This is a genomic window from Streptomyces sp. NPDC038213, assembly GCF_055600495.1.
Map to the genome: position 1 here is coordinate 47,624 of NZ_JBVJYM010000026.1, position 11,167 is coordinate 58,790.

Sequence of the window (11,167 nt, forward strand, 5' to 3'; positions counted from 1 at the left end):
GGTGGGGCCCCGTACCCGTACGGGCACTACCGGTGCTACCGGTGCCGCCCCTGCCGTCAGGCGGCGCCCGGGGCGGCGGCCTCGCCGACGAGCTCCTCCAGGACGTCCTCCATGGTGACGAAGCCGATGACCTCGCCGGCGCGCTCGCCCTCGGCCGCGGTGACGGCGGCCAGGTGCGTGCCCGCCGTGCGCATCGCGGTCATGGTGTCGTCCAGCGGGGTGCTGCTGGCGATCTCCGTGACCGTGTGGAGCGCGGCGCGGGGGAACGGCGCCGTCCGGTCGGTGGCGGCCAGGGCGTCCTTGATGTGGAGGAAGCCCAGGATCCGGCCGCCGGGGCCCGTGACGACCAGCCGCGAGAACCCGTGCCGGGCCGCGGTGCGCTCCAGCTCGCGCGGGGTGATCCCCTCGGCGACGCTGACGAACTCCCCGCGCGGGATCATGATCTCGCCGACCGTGCGCGTGCCCAGTTCGAGGGCGTCGTGCAGGCGCGCGCTGTCCTCGGGGGCGATGAGGCCCGCGTCGCGGGAGTCCTCGACCAGCCGGGCCAGCTCGTCGTCGGTGAAGACGGCGGACACCTCGTCCTTCGGCTCCACCTTCAGCAGCCGCAGCAGCATGTTGGCGAAGGCGTTGATGCCGAAGATCAGCGGGCGCAGCGCGCGGGTCAGGGCGACCAGCGGCGGGCCCAGCAGGAGGGCGGTGGGGGCGGGTGCGGCGAGGGCGATGTTCTTGGGGACCATCTCGCCGATGAGCATGTGCAGGTACGTGGCCAGGGTCAGGGCGATGACGAAGGCGATGGGGTGGACCAGCGCCTCGGGCACGCCGACGGCCTCGAAGGGGGGCTCCAGCAGGTGCGCGATGGCCGGTTCCGCCACGGCGCCCAGCACCAGCGAGGAGACGGTGATGCCGAGCTGGGCGGTGGCCATCATCGCGGACAGGTGCTCCAGCCCCCACAGGGTGGCCTTGGCGCGGCGGTTGCCCTTGAGGGCGGCCGGTTCGATCTGGCTGCGGCGTACGGAGATCAGGGCGAACTCGGCGCCGACGAAGAAGGCGTTGGTGACGAGCGTGAGCACGCCGATCAGCAGCTGGACGGTGGTCATCGGCCCTCCTCCCCGGAGCGGTCGGCCTCTTCGGCCCCTGCGGGCGCGGCGGGCGGCGCGGTGAGCGCCACGCGGTCGGCCCGGTGGTGGTCTATCGCGAGCACGGTCAGCTCCCAGCCGGAGACGGTGAGCTCGTCACCGGTGACGGGGATGCGGGCCAGCTCGGTGGCGACGAGGCCGGCGAGGGTCTCGTACGGGCCCTCGGGGGCCTCCATGCCGATCTGCTCCAGCTGGTCGAGGCGGACGGAGCCGTCGGCCTGCCAGGCCCGGCGGCCGTCCTCGCGCCCGGGGACCTCCAGGAGGTCGGGGACCTCCAGCGGGTCGTGCTCGTCGCGGACCTCGCCGACGACCTCCTCGACGATGTCCTCGACCGTCGCGACGCCGGCGGTGCCGCCGTACTCGTCGATGACCACGGCCATCGTGCGGGACTTGCGGAGCCGGCCGAGCAGGGTGTCGACGGGCAGGGAGTGCGGGACGAGGAGCGGCTCGGTCATGAGCGCCGTGACGGCGGTCTGGGGGCGCTCGTCCTCCTCCAGCGCGAGCACGTCGCGCACGTGGAGGGTCCCGACGACCTCGTCGAGGGTGTGGCGGTAGACGGGGAAGCGGGAGGTGCCGGTGGCCAGGGCCAGGTTCGCGGCGTCCTGCGCGGTGGCGTGCGCCTCCAGGGCGCGGACGTCCACGCGCGGGGTCATCACGTTCTCAGCGGTGAGCCCGCCCAGGTTGAGCGTACGGACGAACAGCTCGGCCGAGTCCGCCTCGATCGCGCCCTCGCGGGCGGAGTGGCGGGCCAGGGCGACGAGCTCCTCGGGGCTGCGGGCGGAGGCCAGCTCCTCGGCGGGCTCCAGGCCGAAGCGGCGCACGAGGCGGTTCGCGGTGTTGTTCAGGTGCCGGATCAGCGGGGCGAACACGGCGGTGAAGGCGCGCTGCGGGCCGGCGACGACCTTGGCGACGGCCAGGGGCCGGGAGATCGCCCAGTTCTTGGGGACGAGCTCGCCGACGACCATCAGGACGATCGTGGAGAGCACCACGCCGAGCAGGGTCGCGGTGGTGGGCACCGCGCCTGCGGGCAGGCCGAGGGACTCCAGGGGGCCGCGCAGCAGGACCGAGACCGCGGGCTCGGCGAGCATGCCGATGACCAGGGAGGTCACGGTGATGCCGAGCTGGGCGCCGGACAGCTGGAAGGTGAGCTTCTTCGCGGCGGCGAGGGCGCCGGCGGCGCCGCGCTCACCGGCCGCGGCGGCCCGCTCGAGCTCACTGCGCTCGACGGTGGTCAGGGAGAACTCGGCGGCGACGAATACGGCGCACGCGAGGGTGAGCGCGAGCGCGAGGAGGAGCAGCAGGATCTCGGTCACCGTGCCACCCCCGCTCCCGACTCGCTGGTATTCGGGCAGGGCGTGGCACGGCTGGGACTGGGAGGTTCACCCATTGCGGGTCTGCTGCTCCACTTCTTTCTCGGCGGACGCGGTCGAACCGACGCCCGGAAGCCTGTTTGATTACGCACAGTATCCGAGGCCTAGGGTAAAGGGCAAGTAAATTACCCCTCACGTCTCACGACCAGACACCGCCCCGATCCCGGGGCGGACCGGCCTCCAGAGGCAGCGTAACGACGAACCGCGCCATCACCGCGCCCCTGACCGCCGAGTCCACCCCCGCGAGGTCCACCCCCACACCCCCCGCTCGACACCTGAGCCCCTCACCCGCCGGGGAGCCGGCCCGAGAAGACCTGCTCCCACCCCTCCTCTACCGAGTCGCGGGCGGCCACGGGGGTGTCGCCCGCGCTCGTGAAGAGGGCGGTGAGGAGGGGGACGCTGTGGGCGAGGGCGGCGGGCGGGAGGGGGCCGGTGGCGGTCAGGGAGGCCAGGCCGTGGCCGACGGCCCAGCTCTGCACGGCCAGCGCGGGCGCATCGACGTCCCCGCGGAAGCGTCCGGCCGCCTTGGCCCGCTCGACGGCGGACACCAGCCGGTGCAGGGTCGCGTCCGCGGCCCCGGCGTCCTCCAGGGCGAAGCCCGCGTCGAACATGACGCGGTAGAAGTCCGGATGGTCGAGCGCGTTGGCCAGGTACGCGGCCCCCAGCGCGGACAGGTCGCGCACCGGGTCCGCCGAGTCGGGTACGGCGTCCAGGCGGACCGCGAGCCGGGTGAACCCCTCCTGCCGCAGCGCCCGCCACAGCCCGTCCATCCCGCCGAAGTAGGTGTACACGGCCATCATGGACACGCCGGTCCCCGCCACCAGGGTGCGGAGCGTCACCGGCTCCCGGGCCGTGAGCATCTGCGCGGCCCGGTCCAGCAGCAGGGTGCGGACCGCCGGGTCCTTCGTTCTCGCCATGAGCCCACCATACATAGCACCGCTATGCTTTGATGGCCCGCGAGCACCCGCCCCAACTCATGGAGGAACCGTGGCCGTTGCCCTGTTCAACCCCGACGGGCTGCCGAAGCCCGAGGTCTACCGGCAGCTGTCCGTAGCGACGGGCACCAGGACGGTCTTCCTGGCCGGCCAGGTGGCCCGCGACGCGGAGGGCCGGCCGGTGGGCGGGGGCGACCTCGCCGCCCAGGTCGAGCAGTGCTACCTCAACATCGCCACCGCCCTGGCCTCGGTCGGCAGCTCGTTCGACGACGTGGCGAAGCTGACCGTGTACGTGGTCGACTGGCACCCCGAGAAGATGCCCCTCCTCGGCGAGGGCGTAGCCCGCGCCGCCGCCACCCTGGGCGTGGACCCCACCAAACCGATCACCCTCCTGGGCGTCACAGCCCTCGGCGAACCGGACCTCCTGGTCGAGGTCGAGGCGGTGGCGGTCCTGGAGTAGGCGGTACGGGGGCGGGGCCGGGGGGAACCTCGGAGCACTCCTCGACCACGGCGCAGAGCCGCCGCACGAGGCTCAGGCACGAGAACGCCGGGTCCGTTCCCTCCTTCATGTGCGGTGCGTCCCGCAACCACTGCTCCCACAGCCCGCCCGGGCGCTGGAAGCGTGCGTACCGGCGGGTTCCGAGGTTCAGGTCGACCAACTGCAGGGCGCCCATGACCACCGGCTGGTCGTAGCCGAGGTCCGGCCGCCGCAGGTAGCGGTCGAGGTAGGCGGCGAGCAGATCGGCATCGCGGTCCGTCCCGAAACCGGCCAGCGCCACGCAGTAGGACAGCCCCGCACAGCAGACCTCGCTGGCCAGCAGGAGCTCCCCGATCCGCTCGCGGAACTCCGTCCGCCCGCCCACGGCCACGAGCCAGGCCGCCGTCCTCCGCTCCCGCCAGCCGGGTGCCCCCAGCAGGGCGGAGATCTCCTGCGCGGTGATGGCCTGCGCGTCCGCGCCGAGCGCCCGCACGAACCGTTCGTACGGGGGATCCGGCATGCGCAGCAGGCCGCCGCCGAGCTTCAGATAGCGCCTCTCGGGCGTGACGTAGCGGCTGATCAGCGCCGACAGCGCGGTTTCATCGCGGGGAGGGTCGTCCACGGGCTCGATCCTGCCTGCCCGGTACGCACCGACGCCAGGCGGTTTCGCCGCGCTGCTCCGGCCTGCGCGGACTGCTGCCGCTTGGGCGGGCGCCGGTGCGAGGATGGCCGGTATGACGATCATCATCAAAGGGGCCAACTCCCCGCTGCCCGGGGGCCCGTACCGCATCGCCGTGACGCGGGAGGCGCGGCCGGGCGCCCCCCTGGTGGCCGCCTTCGCGGTGCTGCTGGACGCGCAGGGCAGGGTGCGCGGCGAAGCCGACGTCGTACGGGGCGACCGGCCCGCGGACCCCTCGGGTGCGGTGCGGTATCTGGGCGGCGAGGCCGCGGACGGGTTGCTCGTACACCGGCTGTCGCTGGACGAGGAGGCCGTGGAGCCGGAGGTCCGGCGGGTGCTGATCGCCGCCCTCGCCTCGGGCGGGACCTTCGGGGAGGCCGCGGCGCTGCGGCTCGAGGTGGCCGGGGCGGAGGGTCCGGAGGCGGTGCGGTACGAGGTTGCGGACGCGGGCCCGGAAACCGCCCTCGTACTGGGCGAGTTCTACCGCCGTGACGGCTCCTGGCGCTTCCGCGCCGTGGGCCAGGGCTACGGCACGGGCGCGACCGCGCTCGCCGCCGACTACGGCATACCGGGCGGGGCCCTGCCCGCGGAGCCGGAGGTGGGCGGGGTGCCGGAGGTGGAGGTACGGAAGGTCGCCGAGCCGCCCGTGGGGGTGGGTGGGGCGGCCCGCGAGACGGGCACGGCGGACACCGCGGATACGGTGCCAGAGGGGGCTGGGGGCGGCGAATCCGCTGAAGGCGGCGAAGCGGTTGCGGCGGCAGGGGCCACCGGGGCGGCAGCTGATGCGGCAGGGGTGACGGAGGCCGCAGGTGTGGCGCGGCCCGCCAGGGCCAGTGCCTGGGATGCGGTGCGGAGTGCGGGGCCGGACAGGGGGCCCGCGCCCGCGGGGGTACGCGCTGCGGGCGGCAAGCCGCCGCAGGGTGCGGGCACCGACGGGGATACCGGGGGCGGGGAGGTCGCGGAGGTCGGGCCGCCGGTGGCCGCCTCGTCTGCCGCCCCCTCGTCCGCGCCCAAGGGACCGGGCGGCGCGCATGCGGCTCGGCTGGCGGCCGAGGCGAATGCCGTGGTGGCTGCGCTGGCCGGGGCGTTCAGTCCGACGGCCGGGTCGGCGGAGGGGGCCGCCGTGGTGCCCGCCGGCGAGGTGTTCCACGCGGTGGACGGCGACGGGGACCGCATCTTCTCCCTCGGGCGCCCGGCCCCGAGGGGTCCGCTGATCATCGAGGTGTCGGCGGTCGGCGGCGGGCGGTTCACCCTCGCCGTGCTCGACTCCGACGACGCCCAGGAGCAGGTCCTCCTCGACACCTCCGGCCCGGTGGACGGCGCCCGCGTCCTGGCCGTCCGCGGCAGGCGCGCCCTGCGGCTGCGCGTGGAGGCCCGGGGCGCCTGGACCCTGCGGGTCCTGTCCCTCGGCGCCGCCCGCCGCCTCGACCCGGCGGGCACGGGCACCGGTTCGGTCTCCGGCACCGGGCCCGACGTACTCCTGCACGACGGCCCCGCCTCGGACCTGACCCTCCGCCATCACGGCGCGAAGAAGGACGGCTTCGGGGCCGAGGCCGCCGGGCTCGACCGCGTGGAGCCGTGGCAGCGCACGAAGCTGATCGACGACGAGGGCCGGGTCGAGGCCACCCACCCCGTGCAGGCGGGCCCCCTGCTCGTCCTCGTATCCGCGCGGGCCGCCTGGTCCGCGGAGCTGGTGCCCGCACCCGGACACCACCGCACCCCCGAACAGGCCGCGAAGGCGCGGGCCGAGGCCGTGGCCTCGGGGGTGTACGAGGGACGCGGCAAGCTCGACGTGACCGTGGTGAACCCGCAGCCCGGCACGCCCGCGGTGCTGGAGTTCGAGCGGACGGGGGCGCGCAGGCGGCACAGCTGGTTCTGGATCTGGGGGCTGGACGAGCAGGGCGGGGTGAGCGCGCTGCACATCTTCTCCACCACGCGGGACGCGCGCGGGCAGCTGCTCGTCTTCTCCAAGGGGGCGTCCGAGGTGCGGCTGCGGGTCGAGGGCTCCGGCAACTGGCGGCTGCGGGTCCGCCCGGTCTCCGCGGCGGGGACGCTGGCGGGCCGTGCCTCGGGCCGCGGTCAGGCCGTCCTGCGGTACGCGGGCCCGCCCGCCCTGATCCGGGCCGTGTGCGACGGGGCGGAGGACTCCGGCAGCTACGTGCACACCGTCCAGCCCGACGGTACGAGCGACAACTCCGGGCGCTTCGGCACCGGCAGGCCCCTGACCGGGGCGCTGGCGGTGGGGCCCGAGGGCTGGTGCCACGTACTGGTGAAACTGGACCACGCGTCCGCCTGGACCCTGGAGGTGCGGCCGCTGCACGAGGCCCGCGAGGTGAAGCGGAAGCTGTCGGGCGAGGGCTGGGAGCTGGTCTCCGTACCGGGCGGCTCCGCCCCGGACGCGGAGGTGGAGCTGGAGGTCCGGGTCGACCGGGGCTCCGAGTCCGACCACATCGTCCTGGTGACCATCGATGAACACCTGCGTCCTGAAAAGCAGTTGGGCACCTCGGCCGGGGTCTACAAGGTCCGGCCCGGGCTCATCGGGGTCCGCACGGAAGCGAAGTGGACCCTGAAGGTGCGCCGCTGACGGAGCCGGCGCGAGCGGGGACGCATCCCCGAGGGCCTCGCGGAGGTGCCGCAGCCCGCGGCCGCCGGCTTGTTCGGCAGCTGCGGCCGCGGCGCCTCCGCGGGCCGCTTCTGCGGCGGGGGCGTCCGCGGCGGGTAGGCAGGCGGCAGCCTGGGCCCCGCAGGTCCAGGGCATCGCGCACGCTCACCCCCGCAACCTACGCCGGGCGCCCACCGCCCCGCAGGGCGTTGATCAGACCGGTGACCCTACCTGCTGGTAGCCACCCGGTCGGGTACCCCGCACCGCGCTCAGCGGAACTCGTGGACGACCTCGATGCGCCCGGCGATGTGGGCGTTGAACTCGTCCAGCTCCCCGGCCGGAACCCACAGCTCGAGGATGGTCCGCCCGCCGGCCTGCCGGACGGGGTACCGGCGCAGGAACGCGGAGTCGACCTCGAAGCGGGTGACGAAACCGGCGCCGTCGTGCTGGACGTTCCAGTCCCGGGCGATCTTGATGGCGTACTCCTCGTTGAGGACGGGGTAGAAGATCGGCTGCTCGGGCAGGCGCGGCGGCCAGGCCCGCCAGTCGAGCGCGCGTACGAGCTCCAGCTCCACCGGCCCGGTGGGCCGCCACAGGGTGGTGGTGGCGGGCGTCGTCGTCGCCGTCTGCCGGTCGCCGGTCATGGTGTTCGCCTTCTGCTGCTACGGGGAACCGCTGGGGAACCGGGACCTTACCGGCGCATGCCGGACGCGGCCACGGGGTTTCCCCACGGCAGCCCCCACCCGCGTCCGGCGGGACCTCTAAGGTGGCCCGATGCACCCAGACCCCACGCCGACCCCGGCCCCGCACGTAGACCGCCCCGCCGACCTCGACACCGTCCGCGATTCGTACGACCGCGTGGCCGACACCTACGCGCACATGGTGGCGACCACGGGGATCGGGGACATCCGGCGGCACCCGTGGCTGAAGGCCGCCGTGGACGCCTTCGCCGATACCGTGGACGGGCTCGGGCCCGTGCTGGACGTGGGCTGCGGGCCCGGCACGGTGACCGCGTACCTCGCCGGGCGCGGGCTCGACGTGTCCGGGGTCGACCTCTCGCCCCGCATGGTCGAGAACGCCCGGCGGCTGTACCCGCACTGCCGGTTCTCCGTGGCATCCGCCACCGAACTCGACCTGGCCGAGGGCTCCTTGGGCGGGGTGCTCGGCTGGTGGTCGCTGTTCAACCTGCCCCGCGAGGTGCTGCCCCAGGTCCTCGCGCTGTTCGCCCGCGCCCTCAGGCCGGGCGGCCAGTTCCTGACCGCCACCCACGTCGGCGACGGCGACGTCCTGCGCACCGAGGCCTACGGCGAGGTCCCCGTCCGCTGGACCACGCACCGCTGGCGCCCCGAACAGCTCACCGCCCTCATCGAACAGGCCGGCCTCCGCCCGGTCGCCGAACTCCGCCTCCCGGCGGACGAGCACACGGGCCCGGGAGTCGTGATCATGGCCGAGCGCTGAGCACCGCCGGCCGCGGGACACACCTGCCGGACGGTGGGCGGTGGGACGCCCCAGCCTGTCGGATGACCGGGAGGCCTCCTCAGGCGCTACCGCTACGGGCGCCCCCCTCCCCGCATCCTTGACATCCCGGGCTGGGGCATCGCCTACGTCGTCGGCCTCGCCGTCCTCGCCGAGGCGGCCGCCCTGATGACCGCAGTGACCTGGTCGTACACGCAGCAACACGGGGCAGGGGGACGGGCGTAGCGCTCAGTGCGCCACGGCCATCAGCTGCGCCCCGTCCCCTACCGCGGCCGACTCCCTACCGCCGCCAGCGTTCGCGGCCCGGGCCCTGGCAGGTGTAGACGGCGCCCTTCTTGCTGACGCCTGTCGAGCCGGGGGTGGAGCAGTACGCGCCGGGGGTGACGGTCGGGGTGCCGTCGCTGCCGGATGAGGAGGAGTCCGGGTCGGGGGCCTCGCGTGTGGCGGGGGGCGGGGTCGGGTCCGGGGGGAGGCGGGTGTCCGGGGCGGAGGGGCAGGGGGTGCCCGGGGACGCGAGCCACAGGCGGGTGGTCGTGGTGGCGGGGGTGCGGAGTTCCTCGCCCTCCTGGGGGGACTGGAGGCAGACGGTCCAGTCGCCCGGGTCAGCGGGGAGTTCGACGTCCGCGTATGCGCTCTTCGGTTCGAAGGAGCGGAGCCCGGCGGGCTTCAGGGTGTCCTGCGCGCGGTCGTAGCCCCTTCCCGTCACCGCCGGCATCTTCGGGAAGGGGATCGGGGCCCCGTCCTCGGCCGGGCAGGGCCATGCGGTGCGGGTGACCGCGAGGTCGACGGTGGGGCGGCCGCCGGCCCGGCGTTCGGCGAGCGCCTGGAAGCAGACCTTCCAGTTGCCGCGGTCCCATTGGCCCGCGTCCTCGGGACCGGCGTCGTGGGAGACCGCGTCGAACCCGGCGGCGCGGGCGGCGGCGTAGGCGGCCGCGAGGTTCTTGCCGACCAGGTCCGGCGGGGCGGCGGGCGCGCCGGTCAGCGCAGGGGACGGTACGGAGGAGGGAGTGGCGGAGGCTGCGGCGGCCGTCCCGGGCTTGGCGTCGGCTTCCGGCTTGTCCGGCGGCTCGGCCAGGAACGGGGTGATCATCCAGGCCCCGGCCACCAGGGAGCTGACGACCTTCGGGGCGGTCTTCCAGCCGCTCGTCCAGACCAGCACGATCCCCAGGGGCGGCAGCACCACCAGGAGCACAACGATCAGCGCCGGGTGCTGCCACCACCGCCGGACGGGGGCGGGGAAGGGCGGCGGGGGCGGCGGTGCGTACTGCGGCGGGTGGGTCATGGGGCGGCTTCCTCTGGCAATGCGTGTCACGAGCGCGCAGAGCGTACGGAAGATCCGGATATGACTACCCGTGGGTACGAATTCCGAGACGAGCCGCGCACCCCGCCGGCGGGATGCGGCCGGACCGGGGCTCGGAAGCTACCGCCTCCCCGGCCGGTTCTGCGGCCGATTCGGGAGAGTTCGCCCTCCCGGGCACCCGTGCAGCAGATCCGCCTCCGCCTGCCGGGCCCGGCCGCTACAGTCCCGGCATCCATCTCGGGAGCGGGGGCGGGCCATGGCGCGGCGGATGCGGGACGAGGGGTTTCGGGCCGGGCAGGTGCAGGGGCGGTACGCGCCGCACGTGCGCGCGGTGAACGAGCTGGTGGACGGCCTGCGCGAGCCGGAGGGGCGGGGCTGGATGCCGTACGTCGCACCCTGGCACGGGGGTACGGAGGCGCGGGTGCTGTCCGTCCTGCGGGATCCGGGGCCGAAGACGCTCGATGAGGGCGGGACCGGCTCCGGGTTCCTGTGCACGGAGAACGACGATCCGACGGCCGAGCTGCAGGCCCGGATCTTCGAGGAGGCGGGTATCCAGCCGTCCGACGTCACGCCCTGGAACGCGTACCCCTGGTACGTCAACCGTCCGCCGAAGGCCGCCGAACTCCGCGACGGGGCCGAGGTGTTGGCGCGGCTGCTGGGGCTGATGCCCAGGACGGAGGTCGTACTGCTGCAGGGCGGCGAGGCCCGGGACGTGTGGCGGCGGCTGACCAGGGCCCACCCCGACGCGGTCGCGGGGCGGGCACTGGAGGTGGTGGGTACGTACCACCCGGGGCGGCAGGCGCTCTTCGTACGGGACCCGGAGGAGCGGGCCCGGCGGGCCCAGCACCGTGTCGAGTCGTACCGGCGGGTGGGGCAGGTGCTGCGCGGAGGCGCAAGCGGCGCACGGGGACAGGGGTAGCGCCGCGCAGGGGCCGGGGCGGGGGCAACGGGAGGGGCAGGGGCAGCGCGCGACCGTCAGGAATTGTCAGGTCCGCGTCTAATTTCTCGGCACGCCCGCCCAATCACCCCCCTTGATGCACCGTCAATTTAACCGCAATCCAAACCACTTCGCAGTCGGAAATGAATCTTGGACTCTCAGTGACGATCCAAACCATTTCCGCGTGACGCAAGTCACTCACACCGCGAAGTGATTAGATGTCCGGTTTTAGACATCCATGATCGATTCATCCT

General features: G+C 74.3%; 10 protein-coding genes. 4 read left to right on the forward strand and 6 right to left on the reverse strand.

What is annotated here, in order from left to right; all coding sequences use genetic code 11:
- Nucleotides 1-56: 56 nt before the first annotated feature.
- From ACZ7JZ_RS27715 to ACZ7JZ_RS27725, 3 genes are all read right to left on the reverse strand, one after another.
- The gene (locus ACZ7JZ_RS27715) at nucleotides 57-1,097 is read right to left on the reverse strand and encodes a hemolysin family protein (RefSeq protein ID WP_470943805.1); all 1,041 of its coding nucleotides are present in this window, start codon (nucleotides 1,095-1,097) and stop codon (nucleotides 57-59) included.
- Nucleotides 1,094-2,449 (reverse strand): hemolysin family protein, encoded by a 1,356-nt coding sequence (locus ACZ7JZ_RS27720; RefSeq protein ID WP_470943806.1) that lies wholly within the window; start codon nucleotides 2,447-2,449, stop codon nucleotides 1,094-1,096. The genes ACZ7JZ_RS27715 and ACZ7JZ_RS27720 overlap by 4 nt, the downstream gene beginning before the upstream one ends.
- A 341-nt stretch (nucleotides 2,450-2,790) precedes the next feature.
- Nucleotides 2,791-3,423: a TetR/AcrR family transcriptional regulator gene (locus ACZ7JZ_RS27725; protein WP_470943808.1), complete on the reverse strand. Its 633-nt coding sequence runs from the start codon at nucleotides 3,421-3,423 to the stop codon at nucleotides 2,791-2,793.
- A 70-nt stretch (nucleotides 3,424-3,493) separates the two neighbouring features.
- Between ACZ7JZ_RS27725 and ACZ7JZ_RS27730 the strand changes: the two genes are divergently transcribed.
- A complete protein-coding gene (locus ACZ7JZ_RS27730; RefSeq protein WP_470943810.1) occupies nucleotides 3,494-3,901 on the forward strand; it encodes a RidA family protein in 408 nt (135 codons plus the stop codon).
- Here ACZ7JZ_RS27730 and ACZ7JZ_RS27735 read toward each other — a convergent pair.
- On the reverse strand, nucleotides 3,840-4,541 hold the full coding sequence (locus tag ACZ7JZ_RS27735) for a DUF6000 family protein (RefSeq protein WP_470943812.1): 702 nt from the start codon (nucleotides 4,539-4,541) through the stop codon (nucleotides 3,840-3,842). The genes ACZ7JZ_RS27730 and ACZ7JZ_RS27735 overlap by 62 nt on opposite strands.
- A gap of 112 nt (nucleotides 4,542-4,653) precedes the next feature.
- Here ACZ7JZ_RS27735 and ACZ7JZ_RS27740 point away from each other — a divergent pair, with 112 nt between their 5' ends.
- Nucleotides 4,654-7,182 carry a TerD family protein gene (locus ACZ7JZ_RS27740; RefSeq protein ID WP_470943814.1) on the forward strand — a complete coding sequence of 843 codons (2,529 nt, stop codon included), beginning with the start codon at nucleotides 4,654-4,656 and terminating at the stop codon, nucleotides 7,180-7,182.
- A gap of 287 nt (nucleotides 7,183-7,469) precedes the next feature.
- Here ACZ7JZ_RS27740 and ACZ7JZ_RS27745 read toward each other — a convergent pair whose 3' ends face one another.
- A complete protein-coding gene (locus ACZ7JZ_RS27745) occupies nucleotides 7,470-7,844 on the reverse strand; it encodes a hypothetical protein (protein ID WP_470943815.1) in 375 nt (124 codons plus the stop codon).
- 130 nt (nucleotides 7,845-7,974) lie between these two features.
- On the opposite strand from ACZ7JZ_RS27745, the gene ACZ7JZ_RS27750 reads away from it, so the two are divergent.
- Nucleotides 7,975-8,658: a class I SAM-dependent methyltransferase gene (locus tag ACZ7JZ_RS27750; RefSeq protein WP_470943816.1), complete on the forward strand. Its 684-nt coding sequence runs from the start codon at nucleotides 7,975-7,977 to the stop codon at nucleotides 8,656-8,658.
- Nucleotides 8,659-8,956: 298 nt separating this feature from the next.
- Here ACZ7JZ_RS27750 and ACZ7JZ_RS27755 read toward each other — a convergent pair whose 3' ends face one another.
- Nucleotides 8,957-9,958 (reverse strand): PASTA domain-containing protein, encoded by a 1,002-nt coding sequence (locus tag ACZ7JZ_RS27755; RefSeq protein ID WP_470943817.1) that lies wholly within the window; start codon nucleotides 9,956-9,958, stop codon nucleotides 8,957-8,959.
- Nucleotides 9,959-10,298: 340 nt separating this feature from the next.
- Here ACZ7JZ_RS27755 and ACZ7JZ_RS27760 point away from each other — a divergent pair, with 340 nt between their 5' ends.
- On the forward strand, nucleotides 10,299-10,895 hold the full coding sequence (locus ACZ7JZ_RS27760) for a uracil-DNA glycosylase (RefSeq protein ID WP_470943819.1): 597 nt from the start codon (nucleotides 10,299-10,301) through the stop codon (nucleotides 10,893-10,895).
- Nucleotides 10,896-11,167 lie beyond the last annotated feature (272 nt).